28 protein-coding genes and 2 tRNA genes are annotated in these 25,329 nt (G+C 56.5%); 19 read left to right on the forward strand and 11 right to left on the reverse strand.

What is annotated here, in order from left to right; translation table 11 throughout:
• The first annotated feature begins 126 nt into the window (after positions 1–126).
• The 3 genes from ABLU67_RS25325 (at position 127) to ABLU67_RS25335 (ending at position 1,228) form a co-directional block, all read left to right on the forward strand.
• A complete protein-coding gene (locus ABLU67_RS25325) occupies positions 127–426 on the forward strand; it encodes a metalloregulator ArsR/SmtB family transcription factor (RefSeq protein WP_014226491.1) in 300 nt (99 codons plus the stop codon).
• A gap of 9 nt (positions 427–435) precedes the next feature.
• Complete coding sequence (locus tag ABLU67_RS25330; protein ID WP_014226492.1) at positions 436–957, forward strand: rhodanese family protein; 522 nt, start codon at positions 436–438, stop codon at positions 955–957.
• Between the two features lie 91 nt (positions 958–1,048).
• Positions 1,049–1,228: a hypothetical protein gene (locus tag ABLU67_RS25335; protein WP_014226493.1), complete on the forward strand. Its 180-nt coding sequence runs from the start codon at positions 1,049–1,051 to the stop codon at positions 1,226–1,228.
• Between the two features lie 46 nt (positions 1,229–1,274).
• On the opposite strand, the gene stpA is transcribed toward ABLU67_RS25335, so the two are convergent.
• Positions 1,275–1,676, reverse strand: a complete 402-nt coding sequence (gene stpA / locus ABLU67_RS25340; RefSeq protein WP_014839288.1) for a DNA-binding protein StpA — start codon at positions 1,674–1,676, stop codon at positions 1,275–1,277.
• A gap of 705 nt (positions 1,677–2,381) precedes the next feature.
• Between stpA and alaE the strand changes: the two genes are divergently transcribed.
• Positions 2,382–2,831 carry an L-alanine exporter AlaE gene (gene alaE, locus ABLU67_RS25345; RefSeq protein ID WP_004853442.1) on the forward strand — a complete coding sequence of 150 codons (450 nt, stop codon included), beginning with the start codon at positions 2,382–2,384 and terminating at the stop codon, positions 2,829–2,831.
• A 41-nt stretch (positions 2,832–2,872) separates the two neighbouring features.
• On the opposite strand, the gene ABLU67_RS25350 is transcribed toward alaE, so the two are convergent.
• Positions 2,873–3,223, reverse strand: coding sequence for a DUF2002 family protein (locus ABLU67_RS25350; protein ID WP_004123942.1), 351 nt, complete (start codon positions 3,221–3,223; stop codon positions 2,873–2,875).
• Positions 3,224–3,372: 149 nt separating this feature from the next.
• Between ABLU67_RS25350 and ABLU67_RS25355 the strand changes: the two genes are divergently transcribed.
• Entirely contained in the window at positions 3,373–3,699 is a 327-nt protein-coding gene (locus tag ABLU67_RS25355; protein WP_004123945.1) for a DUF883 family protein, read from the forward strand.
• 63 nt (positions 3,700–3,762) lie between these two features.
• Here ABLU67_RS25355 and ABLU67_RS25360 read toward each other — a convergent pair whose 3' ends face one another.
• Entirely contained in the window at positions 3,763–5,121 is a 1,359-nt protein-coding gene (locus tag ABLU67_RS25360) for a PLP-dependent aminotransferase family protein (RefSeq protein ID WP_161506373.1), read from the reverse strand.
• Between the two features lie 87 nt (positions 5,122–5,208).
• Between ABLU67_RS25360 and ABLU67_RS25365 the strand changes: the two genes are divergently transcribed.
• The 14 genes from ABLU67_RS25365 to leuA all read left to right on the forward strand — a co-directional run bounded on the left by ABLU67_RS25365 (position 5,209) and on the right by leuA (position 19,881).
• On the forward strand, positions 5,209–5,640 hold the full coding sequence (locus ABLU67_RS25365) for a carboxymuconolactone decarboxylase family protein (RefSeq protein ID WP_004853446.1): 432 nt from the start codon (positions 5,209–5,211) through the stop codon (positions 5,638–5,640).
• 183 nt (positions 5,641–5,823) lie between these two features.
• A complete protein-coding gene (nrdH, locus tag ABLU67_RS25370) occupies positions 5,824–6,069 on the forward strand; it encodes a glutaredoxin-like protein NrdH (protein WP_004853449.1) in 246 nt (81 codons plus the stop codon).
• Positions 6,066–6,476, forward strand: coding sequence for a class Ib ribonucleoside-diphosphate reductase assembly flavoprotein NrdI (gene nrdI / locus ABLU67_RS25375; protein WP_014226496.1), 411 nt, complete (start codon positions 6,066–6,068; stop codon positions 6,474–6,476). The genes nrdH and nrdI overlap by 4 nt, the downstream gene beginning before the upstream one ends.
• Positions 6,449–8,593, forward strand: a complete 2,145-nt coding sequence (gene nrdE / locus ABLU67_RS25380; protein ID WP_348852583.1) for a class 1b ribonucleoside-diphosphate reductase subunit alpha — start codon at positions 6,449–6,451, stop codon at positions 8,591–8,593. Before nrdI ends, nrdE begins: the two co-directional genes overlap by 28 nt.
• Positions 8,594–8,603: 10 nt before the next feature.
• A complete protein-coding gene (gene nrdF / locus ABLU67_RS25385) occupies positions 8,604–9,566 on the forward strand; it encodes a class 1b ribonucleoside-diphosphate reductase subunit beta (RefSeq protein WP_221842500.1) in 963 nt (320 codons plus the stop codon).
• A gap of 345 nt (positions 9,567–9,911) precedes the next feature.
• Complete coding sequence (gene proV, locus ABLU67_RS25390) at positions 9,912–11,114, forward strand: glycine betaine/L-proline ABC transporter ATP-binding protein ProV (RefSeq protein ID WP_014226499.1); 1,203 nt, start codon at positions 9,912–9,914, stop codon at positions 11,112–11,114.
• Positions 11,107–12,171, forward strand: a complete 1,065-nt coding sequence (proW, locus tag ABLU67_RS25395) for a glycine betaine/L-proline ABC transporter permease ProW (protein ID WP_004853456.1) — start codon at positions 11,107–11,109, stop codon at positions 12,169–12,171. The genes proV and proW overlap by 8 nt, the downstream gene beginning before the upstream one ends.
• 62 nt (positions 12,172–12,233) lie before the next feature.
• On the forward strand, positions 12,234–13,229 hold the full coding sequence (gene proX / locus ABLU67_RS25400) for a glycine betaine/L-proline ABC transporter substrate-binding protein ProX (RefSeq protein ID WP_004853458.1): 996 nt from the start codon (positions 12,234–12,236) through the stop codon (positions 13,227–13,229).
• A 278-nt stretch (positions 13,230–13,507) separates the two neighbouring features.
• The gene (locus tag ABLU67_RS25405; RefSeq protein ID WP_048260163.1) at positions 13,508–14,254 is read left to right on the forward strand and encodes an AzlC family ABC transporter permease; all 747 of its coding nucleotides are present in this window, start codon (positions 13,508–13,510) and stop codon (positions 14,252–14,254) included.
• Entirely contained in the window at positions 14,244–14,579 is a 336-nt protein-coding gene (gene ygaH / locus ABLU67_RS25410; protein ID WP_009652550.1) for an L-valine transporter subunit YgaH, read from the forward strand. Before ABLU67_RS25405 ends, ygaH begins: the two co-directional genes overlap by 11 nt.
• A gap of 91 nt (positions 14,580–14,670) precedes the next feature.
• A complete protein-coding gene (gene mprA / locus ABLU67_RS25415; RefSeq protein ID WP_004104785.1) occupies positions 14,671–15,201 on the forward strand; it encodes a transcriptional repressor MprA in 531 nt (176 codons plus the stop codon).
• A 132-nt stretch (positions 15,202–15,333) separates the two neighbouring features.
• Positions 15,334–16,506, forward strand: coding sequence for a multidrug efflux MFS transporter periplasmic adaptor subunit EmrA (gene emrA / locus ABLU67_RS25420; RefSeq protein WP_004853464.1), 1,173 nt, complete (start codon positions 15,334–15,336; stop codon positions 16,504–16,506).
• A 15-nt stretch (positions 16,507–16,521) separates the two neighbouring features.
• Positions 16,522–18,060 (forward strand): multidrug efflux MFS transporter permease subunit EmrB, encoded by a 1,539-nt coding sequence (emrB, locus tag ABLU67_RS25425; RefSeq protein WP_004123984.1) that lies wholly within the window; start codon positions 16,522–16,524, stop codon positions 18,058–18,060.
• 144 nt (positions 18,061–18,204) lie between these two features.
• Positions 18,205–19,881: a 2-isopropylmalate synthase gene (leuA, locus tag ABLU67_RS25430; RefSeq protein ID WP_049098799.1), complete on the forward strand. Its 1,677-nt coding sequence runs from the start codon at positions 18,205–18,207 to the stop codon at positions 19,879–19,881.
• Here the strand turns inward: leuA and ABLU67_RS25435 are convergent.
• The 8 genes from ABLU67_RS25435 to ABLU67_RS25470 form a co-directional block, all read right to left on the reverse strand.
• Positions 19,860–20,627 (reverse strand): helix-turn-helix transcriptional regulator, encoded by a 768-nt coding sequence (locus ABLU67_RS25435; RefSeq protein WP_014839297.1) that lies wholly within the window; start codon positions 20,625–20,627, stop codon positions 19,860–19,862. The two genes, leuA and ABLU67_RS25435, sit on opposite strands and share 22 nt — an antisense overlap.
• A 54-nt stretch (positions 20,628–20,681) precedes the next feature.
• Positions 20,682–21,197: an S-ribosylhomocysteine lyase gene (gene luxS, locus ABLU67_RS25440; protein WP_004104795.1), complete on the reverse strand. Its 516-nt coding sequence runs from the start codon at positions 21,195–21,197 to the stop codon at positions 20,682–20,684.
• A 165-nt stretch (positions 21,198–21,362) separates the two neighbouring features.
• Positions 21,363–22,919 carry a glutamate--cysteine ligase gene (gshA, locus tag ABLU67_RS25445; protein WP_348852584.1) on the reverse strand — a complete coding sequence of 519 codons (1,557 nt, stop codon included), beginning with the start codon at positions 22,917–22,919 and terminating at the stop codon, positions 21,363–21,365.
• Between the two features lie 66 nt (positions 22,920–22,985).
• Complete coding sequence (locus tag ABLU67_RS25450; protein WP_025107289.1) at positions 22,986–23,414, reverse strand: YqaA family protein; 429 nt, start codon at positions 23,412–23,414, stop codon at positions 22,986–22,988.
• Positions 23,411–23,977: a fructose-1-phosphate/6-phosphogluconate phosphatase gene (gene yqaB, locus ABLU67_RS25455; protein ID WP_014226508.1), complete on the reverse strand. Its 567-nt coding sequence runs from the start codon at positions 23,975–23,977 to the stop codon at positions 23,411–23,413. Before yqaB ends, ABLU67_RS25450 begins: the two co-directional genes overlap by 4 nt.
• A gap of 127 nt (positions 23,978–24,104) precedes the next feature.
• A complete protein-coding gene (locus ABLU67_RS25460; protein WP_004853477.1) occupies positions 24,105–24,419 on the reverse strand; it encodes a BON domain-containing protein in 315 nt (104 codons plus the stop codon).
• 318 nt (positions 24,420–24,737) lie between these two features.
• Positions 24,738–24,814: transfer RNA gene (locus ABLU67_RS25465), tRNA-Arg, on the reverse strand.
• 192 nt (positions 24,815–25,006) lie between these two features.
• A tRNA-Arg gene (locus ABLU67_RS25470) sits at positions 25,007–25,083 on the reverse strand.
• Between the last annotated feature and the right edge of the window lie 246 nt (positions 25,084–25,329).

Consider the following 25,329-nt stretch of genomic DNA (forward strand, 5'->3'; position numbering starts at 1 on the left):
CGCTTAACCCGGCGCTCAAGAATCGTCCTGGTTTTGGCCACGCTGCTTAGCCACAGCGGCAGCCATTGCTGGCGTAATACGCTTTTTTATTTTAGACTTTACTAAATTTAGAAAAGACTAAAATAAATGAATACACCCGAACAGCTACAGGCCAGCGCCGGCGAAGCCGCCGCGCTGCTGAAAGCCATGAGCCATCCCAGCAGGCTATTGATTCTGTGCATGCTATGCGATGCGCCGGGCACCAGCGCCGGCGAACTGGCGCGGATAACCGGGCTGAGCCCCTCCGCAACTTCCCAGCATCTGGCGCGGATGCGTGATGAAGGCCTGATCGGCTGCGAACGTCAGGCGCAGCGCATTCACTACTTCATTACCCGGCCAGCGGTTCAGCAAATCGTCGCCGCGCTGAAGTCAATCTATTGTCCTTAAGGAGCCTTTATGCCTATTGCTACTCTTTCGCCTGCCGAAGCCCAGGCGCTCGTCGCCCGGGGCGGCCGGCTGATCGATATCCGCGATGCCGATGAATACGCCCGCGAGCATATTCCCGGAGCGGAGCTCGTGCCGCTGGCGACGCTGACGAATGGCGCAGCGCTGCACGCCAGTCCCGAAGAGACGATTATTTTTCACTGTCAGGCGGGATCGCGCACCCAAAATAACGCGGCCCGTCTGGCGCAGGCCGCCGCACCGGCGCAGGTAAAGCTGCTGGCTGGCGGAATTCAGGCGTGGAAAGCGGCCGGTCTGCCGGTGAAAGAGGATAAATCACAGCCGCTGCCGCTTATGCGTCAGGTACAGATCGTCGCCGGCGCCCTGATTTTGCTTGGCGTCGCTTTAGGTTATGCTTTCAGCAGCGGCTTTTTTCTGCTTAGCGCCTTCGTCGGCGCCGGCTTAACCTTTGCCGGTATTACCGGGTTTTGCGGTATGGCGCGTCTTTTGGCTTTGATGCCCTGGAACCGTCGCTAGCCTCTACCTCTTTTGAGAGACTGTTGGTAACGCTTTTGCTGAGCTATGGTTATGTCAGCGAAAAGATTCATCAGCACACAGGAGAAGCAGTATGTTTTCAGTCGGTGACCTGGTACAACCGCGCGCGGGTGGGCCAAAACTTAAAGTCGTTGAAGTCCAGGACGATCGCATTATTGCCGTTCAGGCAAGCAACGAGCAGGGTGAGAAATATACGCTGAAGGCCGCCGATGTGACGGCTTATAAAGAAGACGGCGATTTTGGCGTGTGCTGATTAAGCCGGCTAACGATAACGGTGGGTCTCCCCACCGTTTTCAATATTAGATCAGGAAGCTATCGAGGGATTTTCCCTCAGCCACCGCTTTAGCCAGCGGCTTCGGCATACGTCCCTGACCGGTCCAGGTTTTCTCGGCGCCGGTATGGTCGGTAAAACGATATTTAGCCGGACGCGGCTGGCGCTTTTTGCTCCCTTTCGGGGAAGCGCTGTTGTAGCCCGCTAATTGTTCAGGGGTAATGCCGTCAGCCATCATTAATTCCAGCCAGGTATTTATTTTTTCCTGATGTTCTGCGCGCAGCGCCTGAGCCGCCTGCTCCTCAGCGCGTTTTTCTTCAGTGACGGTCCTTAGCTTTGCCAGCATATCTTCAAGCACGTCAATGGAGAATTCACGGGACATGGCGCGAAGTGAACGGATATTATTCAATTTCTCTAATAGTAATGACATATAATTCAAAAAATTCCCAAATAGCAAATGAAACAAAGATTACGGCGCTAGTTTAATTGATATGATAATGTATTTCCAGCCTTTCACTAATTCCTGATATAGCACCAGAAATGTTTAGCAATTAATAAGGCAAACAAATCGATAAAAGCGAAATTATCAACACTGAATAAATTCTTTTGCAAATAATACTATTCACCAGGCAACGTCTTTATCTTATTACCTGTTTGCTCAGCAGGTTATCCGTATATTTACGGTTGCGCCTCGCAGGGCGCTACGGGCGCTTATAGAATAGTCATGCAAAAAATCCGAATGCCCACCCAGCAGACAAATCAGCATATAATGCTACCATTCCTCTTTTATACGTGTAAAAAACGCCAAAAGTGACACAACTCACACCGCTACGCGATTCTGTCGCGAAATCCCCCCTCACAACCCGGATTGGCTCTCATCCATATGACGTATTTATTTTACAACCAATTGAAAAACAATAAAAAAATCAACAAAGAGAACAAAAGTAGCGTAACGAACAAAAAATAGCCTGACGCAGAGTATTTTATCGACCAAAAGCCTTTAAATAAAAATTTATAGCTAGTTGCCTCTTTTAATGCAGAGATATAATCTACGCACATCAAAACAGGCACCCAAAAACGCTGAATAACCGCGAATCTTTTGGCATTATCGACTTCATTTTCGAGGAGCATACCAATGTTCTCTGCGCAGTCCCGCTTGCGTCATGCGGTAGCAGACACCTTCGCGATGGTGGTGTACTGCACCGTTGTGAACATGATGATCGAAATTTTTCTCTCCGGAATGACCTTCCAGCAGTCGTTATCTTCGAGACTGGTGGCGATTCCGGTGAACATTATTATTGCCGTGCCTTACGGTTTTTATCGCGATTTCGCGATGCGCCAGGCGCGCCGCATTAGCGCGTCCGGCTGGATGAAGAATATTGCGGATGTGGTGGCCTATGTGACGTTCCAGTCGCCGGTATACGTCGCGATTTTGCTGGTTGTCGGCGCCGACTGGCATCAGATCGCCGCGGCGGTAAGTTCCAACATCGTGGTATCGATGATGATGGGCGCAGCTTACGGCTATTTCCTCGACTACTGCCGCCGCCTGTTTCGCGTCAGCCCCTATCAGCAGGCCAAAGCCTGAGTTGATACAAAAAAGCGACTGGTTCAGCCAGCCGCTTTTTGTCAGCTATACTGCGTTTCGCCAAACAGGCCACTCAGAAAACGCTCAAGCGCCATGCGCGAACTGAACCCGTGTGGAATACCATAATGCTGCTGAGCATCGCCCGCTAAATAGAGCGGGAACTGCTCGTAGTGATCGCAGGTTTTGATATCCGACGCGGGCTCCGCAAGCGTTGTGCTGCGCTCTTTTAAAGCCGGATGAATAATTAACGCGGTACGCCCCATACGAGCTTCACGGTTCACATAAACATAATTATCGCCACGGCGATAGCCGTACGCTTTTTGCGTCACAACATCCATGGTGAAGCCGGCTTTTTCAAGAACACGCGCCACCTCATCGGGTCTTAAATACATACTCATTCCTCATTATCTTTTACCGCACGTTAACCTTACCTTATTCATTAAAGGCAACGCTTTCGGAATATTCCATAAAGGGCTATTTACAGCATAATTCAAAATCTTGTCCTACACTTATAGACTCAATGGAATAAAGGGAGAAACCAATGGCCAACCGAGCAAACCGCAACAACGTAGAAGAGAGCGCTGAAGATATCCATAATGATGTCAGCCAATTAGCGGATACGCTGGAAGAGGTGCTGAAATCATGGGGCAGCGACGCCAAGGACGAAGCGGAGGCCGCGCGTAAAAAAGCGCAGGCGCTGCTGAAAGAGACCCGCGCGCGGCTTAACGGCAATAACCGCGTTCAGCAGGCGGCGTGCGATGCCATGGGCTGCGCTGACAGCTACGTGCGCGATAAACCGTGGCAAAGCGTTGGCGCCGCAGCTGCCGTTGGGGTATTTATTGGCGTATTGCTGAATTTACGTCGATAATAAAACAGCCAGACCCATGAAGATAACAAATACGCGTCTACCCCTGCACTGCAGGGGTTTTTGTTATCTCTGCGGGTAAAGCGCGACATAAAGCTTACGCACAGCCTGATTCGCCATTTCTGCCGACGTCAGGTTGGTGAAGCTCATTATCAGCCCCCCTTCTCCCCGAGTCTCCATCCGCCAGTCGCTCAGCGCCTGTACGGCCAGACCAGCCCGTCTGGCGCGCTGCGCCAGAGGCCGATCGTCTCCGGCGACCCTGACCACCATCTGGATCCCGCCCGCCTGAGGCACGACGGTGAATCCCTGCGCCCGCAGCGCCGACTCAAGCCACAGTCGGCGCTGGGCATAGCTGGCGCGCATTTTCTTCAGATGCCGCCAGAAGTGGCCTTCGCGAATAAAATCCGCCAGCGTCTGCTGCCACAGCGTCGGCACGCTACAGCACATCAGCGCGGCCTGTTCACGAAACGGCGCCACCAGCGGCTCAGGCACCACCAGCCAGGCCGCGCGTAATGCCGGGAACAAAGACTTGCTGAACGCCCCGGCATAGATGACCCGCTGCGGGGCGTCGAGGCTTTTCAGCGGCGGCAGCGGCTTACCGTGATAGCGGAATTCGCTATCGTAATCATCTTCGATAATCCACGCGTTATTCTGCGCCGCCCATAGCAGGAGCTGTCTGCGCCTGGCCAGCGATAGCGCCACGCCGAGCGGGCTTTGATGAGCCGGGGTCAGCAGCGCGAAATGGGCACTCGGGTAATGCCGCTGCGCCCAGGGAATATCCATCCCGTCGTCGTCGACCGGAACGGGATTGATCGCCACCCCCTCGTCGTTCACTACCGGCCGGATCAGCGGAAACCCCGGATCTTCCATCCACATTTGCTGGCCAGGCCGCGCCAGCGTGCGCAAAATAAGGCGCATCGAGGCCGCGTAGCAACCGGTGATCAAGACCTGCTCAGGCCGACACTCAATGCTGCGCGACAGACGCAAATAATCGACGATCGCCCGGCGAAGCGTCGGTTCACCGCTGGGATCGCCTGGCGCGAGGTCAAAACGCGTTTGTGTACGCAGACGCCGACCCATCACGCGCGCCCAAAGGCCGCGTGGAAACAGATCCAGCGCGGGCAGCCCCAGCTGAAACGGCAGCGGCGCCGCGGGTTCATCGCCCTCGACGGGCTGAACGGGCGCGTTTTGCTGCGGCAGCAGCCGATCGCTGACAAAGGTCCCCGCCTGTCCGCGCCGCTCCAGCCATCCCTGCGCCACCAGATCTCCCCAGGCGTTCTCAATCGTCGCCCGCGACACGCCAAGCTCCTGAGCATAGACCCGACTTGCAGGCAGCCTGCTGCCCGGAGCCAGCTCGCCGCGCTCAATCGCCTGCTTAAGCTGTCGGGCAATGCGCTGGTAGTGCGGAATTTTTTTACCGTCCATCATGGTCTGCTTTTTTCATCGCAATATGGCTATCTTATGCAGTCCATTATAGTGCTATTTTCCTCGCGTCTTAATGAGGAGAGTAAAATGAACACACTACGTCAGCCGTACAATGAACTGAGCCCGGAAGTCTATAACGCCCTGGTTCAGGCCAAAATTGCGCTGGAAAAAAGCGAGCTGGATGGCGCGCTGATCGAGCTGGTGTATTTGCGGGTATCGCAAATCAACGGCTGCGCCTTCTGCCTGGAGATGCACAGCAAAGCCCTGCGTAAATCCGGCGTCGCGCAAAACAAGCTGGACGCGCTGGCAGGCTGGCGGGTGAGCGCCCATTTCAGCGATGCGGAACGCGCGGCGCTGGCGTGGGCGGAATCGGTGACCCATATCGCCGAAAGTCATGCGGAAGACGCCGTTTATCAGCCGCTGCTGGACCATTTCAGCGCCCGCCAGATCAGCGATCTGACCTTCGCCATCAGCCTGATGAACGCCTTTAATCGTCTGGCGGTGAGTATGCGCCTGTAATTTCACGGCAAGAAATCCCGCCCCCCGCCGGATCCTCCCGCGGGGGCTAACCTTTACAAAAACCATATATATTGAGTTGTTGAACTTTTAAATAACTACATCTAGTATTTCCTTCAACGATAACCCATAGCACGCGACGTCAATTTTTACGTCGTACTGTTATCTTAAATGGAAATACGAATCATGCGCATTACTATTTACACTAAAAACGACTGCGTGCAATGCCATGCCACTAAACGGGCCATGGAAACCCGCGGGTTTGAATTCGACATGATCAACATCGACCATCACCCTGAAGCCGTCGATATGCTGCGCGAGCAGGGTTTCCGTCAGCTGCCGGTGGTGATTGCCGGAGAGACCCGCTGGTCCGGCTTCCGTCCCGATATGATCAATCGCCTGCGCCCGACAGCGTCAGCGGCCAGCGTATGAGCCTGATCGTCTACTTCTCCAGCAGTTCCGAAAATACGCACCGGTTCGTCCAGCGTCTGGAGCTGCCCGCCGTGCGTATACCGCTTAACGAACGCGAGCGCATCCAGGTAGACGAACCCTACATTCTTATCGTCCCCAGCTATGGCGGCGGCGGCACGGCGGGCGCGGTCCCCCGGCAGGCGATCCGTTTCCTCAACGATCCGCATAACCGCCAGCTCATTCGCGGCGTCATCGCCGCGGGCAATCGTAATTTTGGCGAGGCCTACGGCCGGGCAGGCGACGTCATCAAGCAGAAATGCGGCGTACCGTATCTCTATCGCTTTGAGCTGATGGGCACCCCGCAAGATGTCGACAACGTGCGTAAAGGAGTAAGCGAATTTTGGCAACGACAACCGCAGAACGTATAACCACCGAGGCGCCGGATTTCCACGCCCTCAACGCGATGCTGAATCTCTACGACAGCAACGGCCGCATCCCGTTTGACAAAGACCATCAGGCGGTAGCGGCGTTTATGGCCAACCACGTTGAGCCGAATACCGTGCCCTTTACCAGCCAGGACGACAGGCTGACGTGGCTGGTCGCAGAAGGCTATTACGACGCCAGGGTGCTGGCCCGCTACGATCGCTCGTTTATTCATGCGCTGTTCGCGTACGCTCAGGACTACGGTTTTCGCTTCCAGACGTTTCTCGGCGCATGGAAGTTCTATACCAGCTACGCGCTGAAAACCTTCGATGGTAAGCGCTACCTTGAAGGCTTTGGCGACCGCACCTGCATGGTAGCCCTGGCCCTGGCGCAGGGTAACGAGGCGCTGGCCCGGCAGCTAACCGATGAGATCCTCTCCGGACGCTTTCAGCCCGCCACGCCGACGTTCCTCAACGCGGGTAAACAGCAGCGCGGCGAGCTGGTCTCCTGCTTTCTGCTGCGCATCGAAGACAATATGGAATCCATTGGCCGGGCGGTGAACTCGGCGCTGCAGCTATCCAAGCGCGGCGGCGGCGTGGCGTTTCTGCTCTCCAATCTTCGCGAAGCCGGGGCGCCCATCAAGCGCATCGAGAATCAGTCCTCCGGCGTGGTGCCGGTGATGAAAATGCTGGAAGACGCCTTCTCTTACGCCAACCAGCTCGGCGCGCGCCAGGGGGCCGGCGCGGTCTATCTGCACGCCCATCATCCCGATATCCTGCGTTTCCTTGATACCAAACGCGAGAACGCCGATGAAAAAATCCGCATTAAAACGCTCTCGCTCGGGGTGGTGATTCCGGATATCACCTTTCAGCTAGCGAAAGAAGATGCGCAGATGGCGCTATTCTCGCCCTACGACGTCGAGCGCCTGTACGGTAAACCGTTCGGCGATATCGCGGTAAGCGAAATGTATGCACAACTGGTGGCCGACGCGCGGGTCAGCAAGCGCTGGATCCGCGCCCGCGATCTGTTCCAGCGGCTGGCGGAAATTCAGTTTGAATCCGGCTATCCGTACATCATGTTTGAAGACACGGTTAATCGCGCGAACCCGATTGCCGGGCGCATCAATATGAGCAACCTGTGCTCGGAGATCCTGCAGGTTAACGCGCCTTCTACCTTTGACGAAAACCTGGATTACGCCAGCATCGGCCAGGATATCTCCTGCAACCTCGGCTCGCTGAATATCGCCCATACTATGGACTCTCCTGATTTCGCCCGCACGGTTGAGGTCGCGGTGCGCGGTCTGACCGCGGTGTCCGAAATGAGCGATATCCGTTCGGTACCGTCGGTCGCGGCGGGCAATGCCGCCTCGCACGCCATCGGCCTTGGGCAGATGAATCTGCACGGCTATCTGGCGCGCGAAGGTATTGCCTACGGCAGCGAAGCGGGGCTGGATTTCACCAATTTCTATTTCTATACCATCACCTGGCACGCGCTGCGTACCTCGATGCTGATAGCGCGGGAAAAAGGCACGCGTTTTGCCGGATTCGAGCAGTCGCGGTACGCCAGCGGTGATTATTTCCGCCCCTACCTGGAAGGCGACTGGCAGCCGAAAACGGCGAAAGTCCGCGCGCTGTTTGCCCGTGCCGGTATTGTCCTGCCCGACCGCGATATGTGGCGGCAGCTGCGCGATGACGTGATGCGCTACGGCATTTATAACCGCAACCTGCAGGCGGTGCCGCCGACGGGCTCTATTTCGTACATCAACCACGCGACCTCCAGCATCCATCCGATCGTGTCGAAGATAGAGATCCGCAAGGAGGGGAAAACCGGACGCGTTTACTATCCGGCGCCGTTTATGACCAACGACAACCTGGCGCTGTATCAGGACGCTTACGAAATCGGCCCGCAGAAGATCATCGACACCTACGCCGAGGCGACGCGCCATGTCGATCAGGGGCTGTCGCTGACCCTATTCTTCCCCGATACCGCCACCACGCGCGATATCAATAAAGCGCAAATCTACGCGTGGAAGAAAGGCATCAAAACGCTCTATTACATCCGTCTGCGCCAGCTGGCGCTGGAAGGTACCGAAATCGAAGGCTGCGTGTCCTGCGCGCTGTAAGGAGAACAGGATGACCCATTTATCGCGCATCAGCGCCATCAACTGGAACAAAATTGAAGATGATAAGGATCTGGAGGTCTGGAATCGGCTGACCAGCAACTTCTGGCTGCCGGAGAAGGTGCCGCTGTCTAACGATATCCCCGCCTGGCAAACGCTCACCCCGGCGGAACAGCAGCTAACGATTCGCGTCTTCACCGGCCTGACGCTGCTCGATACCATCCAGAATACCGTTGGCGCCCCGGCGCTGATGGCCAACGCCCTCACCCCGCATGAGGAAGCGGTGCTGTCGAACGTCAGCTTTATGGAGGCGGTGCACGCCCGCTCCTACAGCTCCATTTTCTCGACGCTCTGCCAGACCAAAGACGTCGATGCCGCCTATGCCTGGAGCGAACAAAACGCGCCGCTGCAGCGCAAAGCGCAGCTGATGCTGGAGTACTATCAGGCAGATGAACCGCTGAAGAAAAAAATCGCCAGCGTCTTTCTCGAATCGTTCCTCTTCTACTCCGGCTTCTGGCTGCCGATGTACTTCTCCAGCCGGGGGAAGATGACCAACACCGCCGATCTGATTCGCCTGATCATCCGCGATGAAGCGGTACACGGTTATTACATTGGCTACAAATTCCAGAAAGGGCTGGAAATAGTCAGCGCCGAGAAGCGCGAGGAGATGAAAAACTTCGCCCTCGACCTGTTGATGGATCTGTATGATAACGAACTGGCCTACACCCGCGAACTGTACGCCGATAGCGGCTGGATTGAGGAGGTCAACGCCTTTCTCTGCTACAACGCCAATAAGGCGCTGATGAACCTCGGCTACGAGGCGCTGTTCCCGGCGGAAATGGCCGCCGTCAATCCGGCGATCCTCGCCGCGCTTTCGCCGAATGCCGACGAAAACCACGACTTCTTTTCCGGTTCAGGTTCATCGTATGTGATGGGAAAAGCGGAAGAAACCGTCGACGGCGATTGGGACTTTTAGCCTTACTTTCACCAGGAATATATCAGCATATTTCCTGGTGATTTATTTCACATTATTTGTTTTCGCCTCACTCAATATCTTTCGGTCATCACCGTGTCATATTCAACAGCATGCCCTCGATTTTCGCCTGAATTAACGCAACATAACTAAAAAATATCGACCATAAGTCATTCGCGCTCAGCCCTTATATCACGGGGGATGCACCGGAATTCTCCCTTGCGCATTTCCCTGGCAACGCCACATAAAGGGTTGTCACAGATTCTCAGTATGTTAGGGTGTAAAAAAGCAATTATCATCACCGGGTACCGTATCGATATTAATAAATAACAGGAAACACTCTATTGCATGGCAATTAAATTAGAAATCAAGAATCTCTATAAGATATTTGGCGAGCACCCGCAGCGGGCTTTCAAATATATCGATAAAGGACTATCGAAAGAACAAATACTGGAAAAGACGGGGTTATCGCTTGGCGTAAAGAACGCCAGTCTGACCATTGAAGAAGGCGAGATATTCGTCATCATGGGGCTCTCCGGATCGGGGAAATCTACCATGGTTCGCCTTCTCAATCGCCTGATTGAACCCACCCGTGGCCAGGTCCTGATCGACGGCGTCGATATCGCTAAAATCTCTGACGCCGAGCTCCGCGAGGTGCGCAGAAAAAAAATTGCGATGGTTTTTCAATCCTTTGCGCTTATGCCGCATATGACCGTGCTCGACAACGCCGCTTTCGGCATGGAGCTGGCCGGCGTGCCGACTCAGGAACGCCAGGAGAAAGCGCTGGAGGCGCTGCGCCAGGTCGGCCTGGAAAACTACGCTCATGCCTACCCGGACGAACTCTCCGGCGGCATGCGCCAGCGCGTTGGTCTCGCCCGCGCGCTGGCGATTAATCCCGATATTCTGTTAATGGATGAAGCCTTCTCCGCGCTCGACCCGTTAATTCGTACCGAGATGCAGGATGAGCTCACTAAATTACAGGCCAGACATCAGCGTACCGTGGTCTTTATTTCCCACGATCTTGATGAAGCCATGCGTATTGGCGATCGGATTGCCATTATGCAAAATGGTGAAGTGGTTCAGGTCGGCACGCCGGATGAAATACTCAATAATCCGGCCAATGATTATGTCCGAACCTTCTTCCGCGGCGTCGATATTAGCCAGGTGTTCAGCGCCAAAGATATTGCCCGCCGTAGCCCGGTGGGGCTGATTCGCAAAACGCCCGGCTTTGGCCCGCGTTCCGCGCTGAAATTGCTGCAGGATGAAGACCGCGAATATGGCTACGTCATTGAACGCGGGAATAAGTTTGTTGGCATTGTCTCCATTGATTCCCTGAAAGCCGCGCTAAGCGAAGGTCAGGGAATTGATGCGGCGTTAATCGACTCACCGCAGGCGGTGGATGCGCAAACGCCGCTCAGCGAGCTGCTCTCTCACGTCGGCCATGCACCGTGCGCGGTGCCGGTTGTCGACGAGGGGCACCAGTACATCGGCATCATTTCCAAACGGATGCTGCTGCAGGCTTTAGATCGCGAGGGGGCAAACAATGGCTGATCAATCTAACCCGTGGGACACCGCACCGGCGGCGGATAGCGCAGCGCAATCCGCCGATGCCTGGGGCACCTCTACGCCGGCGCCGACCGATGGCGGAGGTGCCGACTGGCTGAGCAGCGCGCCCGCGCCGCAGCCGGAACACTTCAATATTATGGACCCGTTCCATAAAACGCTGATCCCACTCGACAGCTGGGTCACGCACGGTATCGACTGGGTCGTGATGCATTTTCGTCCGGTATTCCAGGGAATACGCGTACCGGTGGATTACATCCTGAGCGCCTTCCAGCAGCTGCTGCTGGGTATGCCGGCGCCGGTGGCGATTATTATTTTCTCGCTGATTGCCTGGCAGATTTCCAGCGTCGGCATGGGCGCGGCGACGCTGATTTCGCTGATCGCTATCGGCGCTATCGGCGCCTGGTCGCAGGCGATGGTGACCCTGGCGCTGGTGCTGACCGCGCTGCTGTTTTGTATGCTGATCGGCCTGCCGCTTGGGATATGGCTGGCGCGGAGCCCGCGGGCGGCGAAAATTATCCGTCCGCTGCTCGACGCGATGCAGACCACGCCGGCGTTTGTCTATCTGGTGCCCATTGTGATGCTGTTCGGTATCGGCAACGTTCCGGGCGTAGTGGTCACCATTATCTTCGCCCTGCCGCCGATTGTTCGTCTGACCATTCTGGGGATTAACCAGGTGCCGGCGGATCTGATTGAAGCGTCGCGCTCCTTCGGCGCCAGCCCGCGTCAGCTGTTGTTTAAGGTTCAGCTACCGCTGGCCATGCCGACGATTATGGCCGGGGTCAACCAGACGCTGATGCTGGCCCTGTCGATGGTGGTCATCGCCTCAATGATTGCCGTTGGCGGTCTCGGCCAGATGGTACTGCGCGGCATCGGTCGCCTTGATATGGGCCTGGCCACCGTTGGCGGCGTCGGGATTGTTATCCTCGCCATTATTCTTGACCGTCTGACTCAGGCCGTAGGACGGGACTCACGCAGCCGCGGCAACCGCCGCTGGTATGCAACCGGCCCACTGGGGCTGATAACTCGCCCTTTCTGTAAATAAGAGCCCATCCCCCCGACAGCCGGGGGGATAGACTTCCCTTCTGATAAGTAAAAGGAACAACGATGCGACATACAGCGATCCTTGCCACAGCGTTAACCGCCCTCATTTCCACCACCGCCTTCGCGGCGGATCTGCCTGGCAAAGGCATTACCGTTAAGCCGATTCAGAGCACCATTTCGGAAGAGACCTTCCAGACCCTGCTGGTCAGCCGCGCGCTGGAGAAACTCGGTTATACCGTCGATAAGCCGAGCGAAGTGGATTACAACGTTGGCTATACTTCGCTCGCCTCCGGCGACGCCACTTTTACCGCCGTCAACTGGCAGCCCCTGCACGACGATATGTACGCTGCCGCCGGCGGGGATAAAAAGTTCTACCGCGAAGGCGTGTTTGTGAACGGCGCGGCGCAGGGCTATCTGATTGATAAGAAAACGGCCGAGCAGTACCACATTAAATCTATCGATCAGTTAAAAGACCCGAAAATCGCCAAACTGTTTGACACCAACGGCGACGGTAAAGCCGACCTGACCGGCTGCACCCCGGGCTGGGGCTGTGAAGCGGTGATCAACCATCAGCTTGATGCCTATGGCCTGAATAATACCGTCACCCACAATCAGGGTAACTATGCCGCCATGATGGCCGACACCATTGCCCGTTATAAAGAGGGCAAGCCGGTCATCTACTACACCTGGACACCTTACTGGGTCAGCGATGTGCTGAAGCCGGGTAAAGACGTCGTCTGGCTGCAGGTGCCATTCTCCTCCCTGCCGGGTGTGCAAAAAAACATCGACACGAAGCTCTCTAATGGCGCCAACTACGGCTTCCCGGTCAGCACCATGCATATCGTCGCCAATAAGGCCTGGGCCGAGAAAAACCCGGCGGCGGCGAAGCTGTTTAGCATCATGAAGCTGCCGATTGCCGACATCAACGCCGAGAATGCCATGATGCACGAGGGACATGGTTCAGAAGCAGATATCCAGAGCCACGTCGACGGCTGGATCAAAGCCCACCAGCAGCAGTTTGACGGCTGGGTGAACGAAGCGCTGGCCGCGCAGAAATAGTCTCCCACTTTATAGCCAATTCCCGGAGGCGATGCTACGCATCTGCCCGGGCTACAAAAGCCGTAGCCCGGGCAAGGCGCTTTGCGCCGCCCCCGGGGAAGACTGCATCCTGCACAACACGACATCTCCTGTTTTAAATGATGGATTGATATGCAAATAAACTGCATAACTTTAGCCATCAACGTTTTCGTTACTGTTAAGCCGCACCGCTCTCTGCTAAGGTAAATCCACCTGTTTAATCATGTGATTTTCACGTGAGTTATTAATAAGCAATTCCTATGGAAAATCCTGACGCATTGACGCACTCTCCTCCCGCTGACGCGGCCACGCTGGCTGAAGGCCTGAAAGACAGCCTGCCGATCGTCATCAGCTATATTCCCGTGGCCTTCGCCTTCGGCCTCAACGCCACTAAGCTCGGCTTCACTCCGCTGGAAAGCCTGTTTTTCTCCTGCATTATTTACGCGGGCGCCAGCCAGTTCGTGATCACCGCGATGCTGGCGGCGGGAAGCTCGCTGTGGGTCGCCGCGCTCACCGTCATGGCGATGGACGTTCGCCACGTTCTCTACGGCCCTTCCCTGCGCAGCCGCATCCAGCGCGCGATGAGCAAGAAAAAAACCGCGGTATGGGCATTCGGCCTGACCGATGAGGTCTTTGCCGCCGCCACCGCTAAACTGGTACGCGACAATCGACGCTGGAGCGAAAACTGGATGATCGGTATCGCTTTGATGTCCTGGGCGTCATGGGTCTTCGGTACGCTGATCGGCGCTTATTCGGGCAGCGGCCTGCTGACCGACTTTCCGGCGGTGGAAGCGGCGCTGGGCTTTATGCTTCCCGCGCTGTTTATGAGCTTTTTGCTGGCTTCTTTCCAGCGCAAGCAGTCGCTTAGCGTAACCGCCGCGCTGGCAGGGGCGCTGGGGGGGATCATCCTGTTTTCCATTCCCGCCGCCATCCTTGCCGGGATCGTCTGCGGCTGTCTGACCGCGCTGGTGCAGGCCAGCATTGAGGGGATGCCCGATGAACAGTGATGTTTTAATTATCGGCGTCGTGGTCGGCTGCGTAAATTATCTGTTCCGCTATCTGCCGCTGCGCCTGCGCGCCGGGAACGCGCGTCCGACGCGTCGCGGGCCGGTCAGCGTGCTGCTGGACACCATCGGCATCGCCTCTATTTGCGCGCTGCTGGTGGTCTCCAGCGTACCGGAAATTCTCCACGATGCCCGCCGCCTGCTGCCCACGCTGGCTGGCTTCGCCGTGCTGGGCCTGGCTTTCTGGAAAACGCGCAGCATTATTTTGCCTACACTATTAAGCGCCCTAACCTACGGTGTTGTCTGGAAAATCGGCACATGGCTATAAGCTTAAAGTATCAATTTCTGTCAATAATTCATTTGATTTATTTGTCACAATAGTTATTATATCGACTGTAATTAATGAGGTCATAACCAAAATGGATAGTTCGTTTACTCCCATTGAGCAAATGCTCAAGTTCCGCGCCAGCCGTCACGAAGACTTTCCTTTTCAGGAGATTCTGCTCACCCGTCTTTGCATGCATATGCAGGGAAAATTGCTGGAAAACCGCAACAAGATGCTGAAAGCGCAAGGGATTAACGAGACATTGTTTATGGCGCTGATCACGCTCGAGTCTCAGGAAAACCACAGCATTCAGCCTTCCGAGCTGAGCTGCGCGCTGGGCTCTTCGCGTACCAACGCCACGCGCATTGCCGACGAGCTGGAAAAACGCGGCTGGATTGAGCGCCGCGAAAGCGATAACGATCGTCGCTGCCTGCATTTACAGCTTACCGAAAAGGGGCATCAGTTCCTGCGCGAAGTGTTACCCCCGCAGCACAACTGCCTGCATCAACTCTGGTCTTCTTTAAGCACCAGCGAAAAAGATCAGCTCGAGCACATCACCCGTAAGCTGCTTGGTCGCCTTGACCAAATGGAAGAGGATGGCGTGCTTGCGGAGTCTCTGCGCTAAGCGCGGAACCAACCGCTCAACAATTTTTCTGGATTGACAAGGAAAACGGACAGGCCAGCAGATCTTCTGCTGGCCTTTCTGATAAACAGGTCGGCTCAGCCGATGTGAAATAATAAGATCGTGGAGAATAACATGAGCGCAAATGCGGAGAGCCAAACCCCGCAGCAACCGGGCAGCAAAAAAGGGAAACGTAAAGGCGCCCTCTTGCTGCTGACCTTGCTCTTTATTATTGTTGCCGTGGCATACGGGATTTATTGGTTTTTGGTACTGCGTCACTTCGAAGAGACCGACGACGCGTACGTGGCAGGGAATCAGGTACAAATTATGGCGCAGGTGTCCGGCAGCGTGACGAAAGTCTGGGCCGACAACACCGACTACGTGCAAAAAGGCGATCCGCTGGTCACCCTCGACCAGACCGATGCCCAGCAGGCGTTTGAAAAAGCGCAAACCCAGCTGGCCGCCAGCGTACGTCAAACGCGCCAGCAGATGATCAACAGCAAGCAGCTGCAGGCCAGCATCGACGTGAAAAAAACCGCGCTTTCCCAGGCGCAGACCGACCTTAACCGTCGTATTCCGCTGGGGGCCGCCAACCTGATTGGCCGCGAAGAGCTGCAGCACGCGCGCGACACGGTTGCCAGCGCGCAGGCCGAACTGGACGTGGCGATTCAGCAATATAACGCCAATCAGGCGATCGTTCTGGGCACGAAGCTGGAACAGCAGCCTGCGGTACTGCAAGCGGCCACCGAAGTGCGTAACGCCTGGCTGGCCCTGCAGCGGACGAAAATCGTCAGCCCGATTAGCGGCTACGTTTCTCGTCGCTCCGTACAGCCCGGCGCGCAAATCAGCAGCACCACCCCGCTGATGGCCGTCGTACCGGCGACCAACCTGTGGATTGACGCCAACTTTAAAGAAACCCAGCTGGCGCACATGCGTATCGGTCAACCGGCCACCGTGATCAGCGATATTTACGGTGACGATGTGAAATACACCGGTAAAGTGGTCGGCCTCGATATGGGCACCGGTAGCGCCTTCTCGCTGCTGCCCGCGCAGAACGCCACCGGCAACTGGATCAAAGTGGTTCAGCGCCTGCCGGTACGTATCGAGCTGGATGAAAAACAGCTGGCAGAGCACCCGCTGCGCATCGGCCTTTCGACCCTGGTTGAGGTGAACACCACCGACCGCGGCGGCGAGATGCTGGCAAGCCAGGTGCGCAGCTCTCCGGTTTACGAAAGTAATGCCCGCGAAATCGGCCTTGAGCCGGTCAATAAGCTGATAAACGACATCATCCAGGCCAACGCCGGATAATTCGGGGTGAGCGTAATGCAACAGCAAAAACCGCTGGAAGGCGCGCAGCTGGTCATTATGACCATTGCGCTGTCGCTCGCGACCTTTATGCAGGTGCTGGACTCCACCATCGCCAACGTGGCCATCCCCACCATCGCCGGTAACCTTGGCTCATCGTTGAGCCAGGGGACCTGGGTTATCACCTCGTTTGGGGTGGCGAACGCTATCTCCATTCCGATTACCGGCTGGCTGGCAAAACGCGTAGGTGAAGTGAAGCTGTTCCTCTGGTCGACGGTGGCGTTCGCCATCGCCTCCTGGGCCTGCGGCATGTCAAACAGCCTGACGATGCTGATTTTCTTCCGCGTGATTCAGGGGATCGTCGCCGGTCCGCTGATCCCGCTGTCGCAAAGTCTGCTGCTCAGCAACTATCCGCCCGCCAAGCGCTCTATCGCCCTGGCGCTGTGGTCAATGACGGTGATCGTCGCGCCGATTTGCGGCCCCATCCTCGGCGGCTATATCAGCGACAACTACCACTGGGGCTGGATCTTCTTTATCAACGTGCCGATTGGCATCGCCGTGGTGGTCATGACGCTACAGACCCTGCGCAACCGCGAAACCCGCACCGAGCAGCGGCGGATTGACGGCGTTGGCCTGGCGCTGCTTATTATTGGTATCGGTAGCCTGCAGGTGATGCTCGACCGGGGTAAAGAGCTGGACTGGTTCGCCTCAAACGAGATCATCATCCTGACCATTGTCGCGGTGGTGGCGATAAGCTTCCTGATCGTCTGGGAGCTAACCGACGACAACCCGATAGTCGACCTGTCGCTCTTTAAGTCGCGAAACTTCACCATCGGCTGCCTGTGTATCAGCCTCGCCTATATGCTCTACTTCGGCGCTATCGTGCTGTTGCCGCAGCTACTGCAGGAGGTATACGGCTATACCGCCACCTGGGCCGGTCTGGCCTCGGCGCCGGTCGGGGTGATCCCGGTTATCCTGTCGCCGATTATCGGCCGCTTCGCGCATAAGCTGGATATGCGTCGGCTGGTCACCTTCAGCTTTATTATGTACGCGGTCTGTTTCTACTGGCGCGCGTGGACCTTCGAACCGGGTATGGACTTCGGCGCCTCGGCGTGGCCGCAGTTTATCCAGGGCTTCGCGGTGGCCTGCTTCTTTATGCCGCTGACAACCATTACGCTGTCCGGCCTGCCGCCGGAACGGCTGGCGGCGGCATCGAGCCTGTCGAACTTCACGCGTACCCTGGCGGGCTCCATCGGCACCTCGATTACCACCACCATGTGGACGAACCGCGAGGCGCTGCACCATGCTCAGCTTACCGAATCGGTGACGCCGTATAATCCCAACGCCCAGCAGATGTACGATCAGCTGCAGGGATTAGGGATGACGCAACAGCAGGCGTCCGGCTGGATAGCGCAGCAGATAACCAACCAGGGGCTGATTATCTCCGCCAACGAAATTTTCTGGTTCTCGGCGGCGATATTTATCCTACTGCTCGGGTTGGTGTGGTTTGCCAGGCCGCCGTTTAGCGCCGGGGGCGGCGGCGGCGGCGCGCACTAAGGTTTGACCTGAAGGGATCTGCGGATCCCTTTTTTATTGCCCAACACGCAGGTTGTCCGGTTTACGCTAGTTGATGTCCAGTTCGCTGGAGATGCCTTTTCGCCTTGTCATGCACGATGAAGATCCGCTAAGAAGGAGAAAATCATGCTGACTCAACCCGGTGAAAAATACCGTTCCTATCCGCCGATTGCCCTGCCCGACCGCCGCTGGCCGGAGCAAAAAATAGCCCGCGCCCCCCGCTGGCTCTCCACTGACCTGCGCGACGGCAACCAGGCGCTGGCCGAGCCGATGGACAGCGCGCGCAAGCTGCAGTTCTGGGACTTGCTGCTGGAGTGCGGATTTAAAGAGATCGAGGTGGCATTTCCCTCGGCTTCGCAAACCGATTTCAACTTTGTGCGTCAACTGATTGAAGAACGGCGTATCCCGCAGGATGTGACGATTCAGGTGCTGACCCAGGCGCGGGAAGATTTAATCCTCAGGACCTTCGAATCGCTGCGCGATGCCCACCGCGCCACCGTTCACCTCTATAACGCCACCGCTCCGCTGTTCCGCGAGCTGGTTTTTGGAATGAACAAAGCGCAGGTGGTCGAGCTGGCGACCCGCGCCACCCGGCTTATCCGCCAGCAGTGCGAACAGCAGCCGCAGACCCGCTGGCAATACGAGTATTCCCCGGAAACCTTCTGCTTCACCGAGCCGGAATTCGCGCTGGAGATTTGCGAAGCGGTGGCGGAAATCTGGCAGCCCTGCGCCGAACGGCCGATGATTATCAATCTGCCCGCGACGGTAGAAGTGAGCACGCCTAACGTTTATGCCGATCAAATTGAGTATTTTTGTCGTCACTTCTCGCGCCGCGCCGATGTGTGCATCAGCGTCCATCCGCATAACGACCGGGGAACCGGCGTCGCCAGCGCGGAGCTGGCGGTGATGGCCGGCGCCGACCGCGTCGAAGGCTGCCTGTTCGGCAACGGCGAACGCACCGGTAACGTCTGTCTGGTGACGCTGGCGATGAATCTCTACAGCCAGGGCGTCGATCCCCGGCTCAGCTTCTCCGAGATGAACCGGGTGGTCGAAATTGTCGAAAGCTGCAACCAGATCCCGGTTCATCCGCGCCACCCGTGGGCGGGAAGCCTCGCCTATACCGCCTTTTCCGGCTCGCATCAGGATGCGATCAAAAAAGGGTTCGATGCCCGCCGGCCCGGCGATCGCTGGGAAATGCCCTATCTGCCCATCGACCCGCAGGATATCGGCTGTAGCTACGAGGCGGTGATCCGCGTCAACAGCCAGTCCGGTAAAAGCGGCAGCGCGTGGCTGATTGAGCAGAATCATGGCCTGAAGCTGCCGCGCGCGCTGCAGCAGGATTTTAGCCTGCACGTTCAGCACGAAACCGATACGCATGGTAAAGAGATGACCCAGAACGCGCTGTGGCAGCTGTTTCGCGCCCGCTACGGACTTCTGCCCCAGCCGCCGCTTGCGCTGCTGGATTACCAAAGCGATAGCCAGCAGGACGGCCAGCTTTCTCTGCAGGCGACCCTGCGCATCGCCGGTGAAACGCGACGACTGCAGAGCCGCGGCAACGGCCTGCTGTCCGCCGCCGCCAGCGGGCTGAGCGGCCTGTTAAACCAACACATCGTGATTAAAGATTATCATGAACACACCCTCGGCGAACGTAGCGACAGCCGTTCAGTGGCCTATATTCGCTGCGTCTTCCCGAATGGCGACAGCCGCTGGGGGGTAGGAATTGATAGCGACGTGGCGCGCGCCTCGCTGCAGGCGTTGTGCAATGCGATGAGCGCAGGCCATTACGCCGGCGAGCGGAAGTAGTCGCTGGGGGCAACGCCTATCACCCGGCGAAACATGGCGCTAAAAGCGCTATGGCTGCCGTAGCCGAGATCCAGCGCCACCCGCAGTACCGAATGCCCCTGTGCCAGGCGAACCAGCGCTTCCATCAGCTTCGCCCGGCGCACCCACTCGCTCCAGGTGAGCGAGGTCTGCTGCTGAAAATGACGATTCAGCGTGCGCTCGCTCATGCTGCTCTCCTTCGCCGCCTCGGCGCTGCTCCAGGGTTCGCCGGGCGCTTCTCTTACCTTCTGGCATAAACGGCGCAGCGCTTCGCTTTGCGGCTCCGGCAGGCCAAACGGCAGCACTGCCATGCCGCGAATTTCATCGAGGATCAGTTCGTAAATGCGTTCATCGCGGCTGCCCGGCGCGTAGGATTCCGCCAGCGTCAGCGACGCGACGATCAGTTCACGCAGCAGCGGAGTCACCTGGACTATCTGGCAGGATGAGGGGAGATCGGCCCGGGCAAGGGGATCGATAAACAGGGTTCGCGCGGCCGCGACGCCGGTCACCCGTAGGGTATGCGGCGTACCGGCGGGCAGCCAGACGCCACGCCCCGGCGGCACAACCCAATAACCCTGCGCGGTTTCCACCCGCACCACGCCGCTGAGGATATGCAGCAGCTGGGCGCAATCGTGCTGATGCCAGGGTTCGCTATCGCCATGGGCGTAATCATGGGCAAAAGGCACCAGCGAACGGTGTTGAAAATTGAAGGTTAAAGTCGTCGACATCGCGGCGTCAGGGAGTAGCGGCCCGACGCGGTTCGCCGGGCCGTGGCAGAAGCACTAGATGTGCAGTTCTTGCAGTTTTTCTTTCGGCAGCGCCAGCTCATCGTTGCTGTTGACGCGGACATCGCGCTCAATAATATGGCGAGCGATTTCCTGAGCTTCCTCCAGCGAGTGCATGGTGTAGGTTCCGCACTGATAAACGTTCAGCTCCGGGATCTGATTCTGATCTTTCACCTTCAGCACGTCGGCCATCGCCGCTTTCCAGGCATCCGCGACGCGCTGCTCGTCCGGCGTACCGATCAGGCTCATATAGAACCCGGTGCGGCAGCCCATCGGAGAGATGTCGATAATTTCCACACCATTGCCGTTCAGGTGATCGCGCATGAAGCCGGCAAACAGGTGCTCAAGGGTGTGAATGCCTCTTTCCGGCATCACTTCCTGGTTTGGCACGCAGAATCGCAGATCGAAAACGGTGATTTCATCGCCGTGAGGCGTGTTCATTTTCTTCGCGACACGCACCGCAGGCGCTTCCATTCGGGTATGGTCGACTGTGAAACTATCTAACAACGGCATTCTTCACCTCCGATAGTGATTTTTTTTAAAATAAAATGAACTCTTTTTGAGGCCGCGAGTCTGAGTATACGAAAGACGCGCATTTATTATCATCATCATCCCTGAATCAGAGATGAAAGTTTGGCCACAGTGATGTGGCCGTTTTCTTTTTTACGGCTCGTAAAACTACGCGTGCCTCGCCAGTAGCGCTTCAAACGGCTCGCTATCCGCCGCCTCCACCTTCTTCTGACGCTGTACCGATGCTTCACGCTCGGCGACAAAATCCGCTTCGCTTAAAATTTCCAGCGGCTCTTCGCGCAGCATCGTCCGATACCGATCGGCCAGCTCTCTGCCGGTACCGCCAATCCCCTCTTCAAGCATAGAACGCAGAATGCGCGCCGAGAAGGTTAATTCCGGGTTATCGAAGCAGGCGACCAGCTCATCGCAGACCTGCTGATAGGCCTGGCATCCGTGGATGCTATCCAGCGTTTGCGCCACGCGGCGTAAATCGCGGAACAGATCTTTGCCGACCTGAGCCAGCGGGAACTGAGCGGTTTCGCAGCCAATACCCAGCGTCAGGCCCGGCTTACGGCCTTCCAGAATCACCCGATTCCAGTTGGTGCGCGTGCACAGCAGCTCGTCGCTGCTCATCTCCGGCGCATCGGCCAGCACGCACCAGACCATAAACAGATCGAGGAAACGCACCTGCTGCTCATCAACGCCAATCGGTGAGAACGGATTGATATCCAGGGAGCGAACTTCAATGTACTCAATACCGCCGCGCAGCAGCGCGTCGGAAGGCGTTTCGCCGCTGCGGGTCACGCGTTTCGGGCGAATCGGCGCGTACAGCTCGTTTTCGATCTGCAGCACGTTGCTGTTGATTTGCAGACGCTTACCGTCTTTCTCCAGCCCGATATTTTCATACTCTTCGGAAGGCGTTTTAATCGCCCGCTTCAATCCTGCCACATACTCGTAGAGATCGTTAAACGTAATTCCGAGATTGCTTTGCGATTTATTGGTATAGCCCAGATCGCTCAGACGCAACGAGGTCGCATACGGCAGGTAGTACATGCCGTTGCCGGCTTTCTCAAACGGCAGCGCCGTCGGTTTGCCCTGCAGGAACGATGAGCAGATCGCCGGAGAGGCGCCGAACAGGTATGGAATCACCCAACCAAAACGGTAATAGTTGCGAATGGAGCGGAAATAGCCCGCGGAAATCGCCTCTTTACCGCTTTCAGCATCCTCAACGCCGCACTTAGCCTGCCAGAAAGCCATCGGCAGCGAGAAGTTATAGTGCACGCCGGAGATGGTTTGCATCAGCGCGCCGTAGCGATTTTTCAGCCCTTCGCGATACAGCGTTTTCAGGCGGCCGATATTAGAGGTACCGTACTGCGCCAGTTCAATATCCTGGCCGGGCGCGATATAGCAAGGCATGCTCAGCGGCCACATCCGCTCGTCGCCAATATGGCGTGCGGTATAGCGATGAACATCGCGCATGAGGGTGAGCATATGCTGGATATCGCCATCAACCGGCGTAATAAATTCCAGCAAAGCTTCGGCAAAATCGGTGGTAATCCATTTATGAGTCAGCGCTGAACCCAGTGCCTGCGGATGACCGGTAGCGGCCAGCGTGCCGTCAGCGTTGACGCGCAGCGTTTCGCGTTCAAGACCACGTTGAATACCCTGCAGCGCCTGCGGATTTTTTTCCAGCCAGGCCAGCGCCTGTGATACGTCCGGGATCAATTTGACCTCCCGCCTGTCGAAATCGTTTGAATTAGCATAATTGTAATGGTTGAACTGTCAGTCCAATTAGTGCCACCACGTCATGCCCTGAAGCGTTATCGCCGCAATGACGATATAGCGTAATGCTTTGCCAAGGCATAAAAAAAAGAGCACTGGTCCCCAGGAAATGCGCATCCATCCCGCCAGTAAACACAGCAAATCGCCTATAACAGGCGCCCAGCTTAATAATAGCGTGACCGCGCCGTAACGTCTCAGCCAGCCGGTCGCCTTCTCCTGCCAGCGCGATGTCTTGCGCAGCGGAAACAGGCGCCCCAGAATAACGTTAGTTACCCCTCCAAGGCTATTACCGATTATTGCTATTAAAACCAGTAACCACGGCTGACTCACTCCCGCCAGAAGCATGGCGATCAACACCACTTCCGAGTTACCGGGAAGCAGCGTGGCGCTTAAAAAGCTGCTGGCAAACAGCGATATCAGCGACAGCGCGTCGCTCACAACAATCGCACGTCCACGGCATCCATTCCGGCGCGCTTCGCCGCCTGCAGACCGAAGTCCGCATCTTCAAAGACCACGCATTTTTCCGCCGCAACACCCATTCGCTCTGCGCAAAGTAAGAAAGTATCAGGAGCGGGTTTATGGTTGGCGACATGATCGGCGGCAACCACCGCCGAGAAGTAGTGACGCAGGCCCAGATGGGCCAGCAGCGCTTCAGCAACGGCGCTCTCGCTGCCGGTACCGACTGACATCGGACGACGACCGTGCCACTCTTTAACCACTTCAATCAGCGGCAGAGGACGGACGCTATCAAGCAGCATCGCTTTCACCGCGTCCGTCTTTTCCCGCGCCAGAAGGTGAGGATCTAAATCAGCCTGGTTTAATTCGATAATGGCCTGAGCAATCCGCCAGGTTGGAGAGCCGTTAAGCGCGACCATAGCCTGCATATCAAAACGCATACCGTAACGTCCGAGAACCTCGTTCCATGCCTTACGATGCGTCGGCTCGGTATCGAGGATCGTGCCATCCATATCAAAAATCAGTCCTGCATAACGTTCGTACATCGTCTTCTCACCAACCGGTTAAGGAGGTCTTACTGTAACGCAAAAGGTCAGGTTTGTCGCTGCCAGCGGCAGATGCGACAAGGGCGCTCGAAGGCGCCCTTGTCGATACAGATGCAATCTGATGCGTTTATTTGATTCTTAAATCGTTCTCCACCACGCGAACGCCCTGCACTTTTCGCGTCACTTCTACCGCACGTTTAGCGCTTTCGGCGGATGAGACAAAGCCGCTCAGCTGTACACGACCTTTAAAGGTCTGGACGCTAATTTCCGAAGACTTAATCTCTTTATCATTGAAGAGCGCGGTTTTGACTTTGGTGGTCACGACGGTATCGTCAATGTACCCACCAGTACTTTCCTTTGTGGACGAACCTGCGCAGCCCGCCAGCGATACGGCGACCAGAAGCGTCGCGCAAAACGCAGATATTGCTTTGAACCATTTCATGGATTTCTCTCCTTGCACTTATCTCACCCAAAATCAGATCGATATACAGGAATAAATTATAGTGGAAAGAGGGAGTTGCCAATGAAAAAAGTGCTGAAGAATAAGGTGAATGATTGCGCTTAAGGGGTTTTGAGGCAAGGAGAGTGGCTGGCCGTGAAACAACAGCGTGGCTGCTATCTCGGAGAAGATGGTGCATCCGGGAGGATGACTCACTGGGTTCGCCCTTCGGGCCGTTGCTGAAGCAACGTTATCCTCCCTGGCGCTGGCGATTATCTCGCAGACCATGGAACAACAGCGTAGCTGCTATCTCGGAGAAGATGGTGCATCCGGGAGGATTCGAACCTCCGACCGCTCGGTTCGTAGCCGAGTACTCTATCCAGCTGAGCTACGGATGCATCGGGAAACTTGCTTTACTGCCGATATTGATACCGCTGCTAAAGCCGTATCAAGTAAGAGATGGTGCATCCGGGAGGATGACTCACTCGGTTCGCCCTTCGGGCCGTTGCTGAAGCAACGTTATCCTCCCCGGCGCTGGCGATTATTTCGCAGACCGTGAAACAACAGCGTGACTGCTATCCTGGAGAAGATGGTGCATCCGGGAGGATTCGAACCTCCGACCGCTCGGTTCGTAGCCGAGTACTCTATCCAGCTGAGCTACGGATGCATCGGGAAACTTGCTTTACTGCCGATATTGATACTGCTGCTAAAGCCGTATCAAGTAAGAGATGGTGCATCCGGGAGGATGACTCACTCGGTTCGCCCTTCGGGCCGTTGCTGAAGCAACGTTATCCTCCCCGGTACTGGCGATTATCTCGCAGACCGTGAAACAACAGCGTAGCTGCTATCTCGGAGAAGATGGTGCATCCGGGAGGATTCGAACCTCCGACCGCTCGGTTCGTAGCCGAGTACT

Source organism: Klebsiella sp. GN_Kp190, assembly GCF_040061795.1.
Taxonomy (GTDB): Bacteria; Pseudomonadota; Gammaproteobacteria; order Enterobacterales; family Enterobacteriaceae; genus Klebsiella; species Klebsiella michiganensis.

What these genes read in the sequence shown, in the direction of transcription:
- ABLU67_RS25350 (WP_004123942.1), bottom strand. Translation starts at nt 3,223, where the DNA reads ATGTATTTAAGACCCGATGAGGTGGCGCGTGTTCTTGAAAAAGCCGGC.
- nrdH (WP_004853449.1), top strand. Translation starts at nt 5,824, where the DNA reads ATGCGCATTACTATTTACACTAAAAACGACTGCGTGCAATGCCATGCC.
- yqaB (WP_014226508.1), bottom strand. Translation starts at nt 23,977, where the DNA reads ATGTACGAACGTTATGCAGGACTGATTTTTGATATGGATGGCACGATC.
- proV (WP_014226499.1), top strand. Translation starts at nt 9,912, where the DNA reads ATGGCAATTAAATTAGAAATCAAGAATCTCTATAAGATATTTGGCGAG.
- proX (WP_004853458.1), top strand. Translation starts at nt 12,234, where the DNA reads ATGCGACATACAGCGATCCTTGCCACAGCGTTAACCGCCCTCATTTCC.
- nrdI (WP_014226496.1), top strand. Translation starts at nt 6,066, where the DNA reads ATGAGCCTGATCGTCTACTTCTCCAGCAGTTCCGAAAATACGCACCGG.
- ABLU67_RS25330 (WP_014226492.1), top strand. Translation starts at nt 436, where the DNA reads ATGCCTATTGCTACTCTTTCGCCTGCCGAAGCCCAGGCGCTCGTCGCC.
- ygaH (WP_009652550.1), top strand. Translation starts at nt 14,244, where the DNA reads ATGAACAGTGATGTTTTAATTATCGGCGTCGTGGTCGGCTGCGTAAAT.
- ABLU67_RS25405 (WP_048260163.1), top strand. Translation starts at nt 13,508, where the DNA reads ATGGAAAATCCTGACGCATTGACGCACTCTCCTCCCGCTGACGCGGCC.
- stpA (WP_014839288.1), bottom strand. Translation starts at nt 1,676, where the DNA reads ATGTCATTACTATTAGAGAAATTGAATAATATCCGTTCACTTCGCGCC.
- luxS (WP_004104795.1), bottom strand. Translation starts at nt 21,197, where the DNA reads ATGCCGTTGTTAGATAGTTTCACAGTCGACCATACCCGAATGGAAGCG.
- leuA (WP_049098799.1), top strand. Translation starts at nt 18,205, where the DNA reads ATGCTGACTCAACCCGGTGAAAAATACCGTTCCTATCCGCCGATTGCC.
- ABLU67_RS25335 (WP_014226493.1), top strand. Translation starts at nt 1,049, where the DNA reads ATGTTTTCAGTCGGTGACCTGGTACAACCGCGCGCGGGTGGGCCAAAA.
- ABLU67_RS25355 (WP_004123945.1), top strand. Translation starts at nt 3,373, where the DNA reads ATGGCCAACCGAGCAAACCGCAACAACGTAGAAGAGAGCGCTGAAGAT.
- ABLU67_RS25435 (WP_014839297.1), bottom strand. Translation starts at nt 20,627, where the DNA reads ATGTCGACGACTTTAACCTTCAATTTTCAACACCGTTCGCTGGTGCCT.
- ABLU67_RS25325 (WP_014226491.1), top strand. Translation starts at nt 127, where the DNA reads ATGAATACACCCGAACAGCTACAGGCCAGCGCCGGCGAAGCCGCCGCG.
- emrA (WP_004853464.1), top strand. Translation starts at nt 15,334, where the DNA reads ATGAGCGCAAATGCGGAGAGCCAAACCCCGCAGCAACCGGGCAGCAAA.
- emrB (WP_004123984.1), top strand. Translation starts at nt 16,522, where the DNA reads ATGCAACAGCAAAAACCGCTGGAAGGCGCGCAGCTGGTCATTATGACC.
- ABLU67_RS25360 (WP_161506373.1), bottom strand. Translation starts at nt 5,121, where the DNA reads ATGGACGGTAAAAAAATTCCGCACTACCAGCGCATTGCCCGACAGCTT.
- mprA (WP_004104785.1), top strand. Translation starts at nt 14,671, where the DNA reads ATGGATAGTTCGTTTACTCCCATTGAGCAAATGCTCAAGTTCCGCGCC.
- proW (WP_004853456.1), top strand. Translation starts at nt 11,107, where the DNA reads ATGGCTGATCAATCTAACCCGTGGGACACCGCACCGGCGGCGGATAGC.
- nrdF (WP_221842500.1), top strand. Translation starts at nt 8,604, where the DNA reads ATGACCCATTTATCGCGCATCAGCGCCATCAACTGGAACAAAATTGAA.
- alaE (WP_004853442.1), top strand. Translation starts at nt 2,382, where the DNA reads ATGTTCTCTGCGCAGTCCCGCTTGCGTCATGCGGTAGCAGACACCTTC.
- ABLU67_RS25460 (WP_004853477.1), bottom strand. Translation starts at nt 24,419, where the DNA reads ATGAAATGGTTCAAAGCAATATCTGCGTTTTGCGCGACGCTTCTGGTC.
- ABLU67_RS25365 (WP_004853446.1), top strand. Translation starts at nt 5,209, where the DNA reads ATGAACACACTACGTCAGCCGTACAATGAACTGAGCCCGGAAGTCTAT.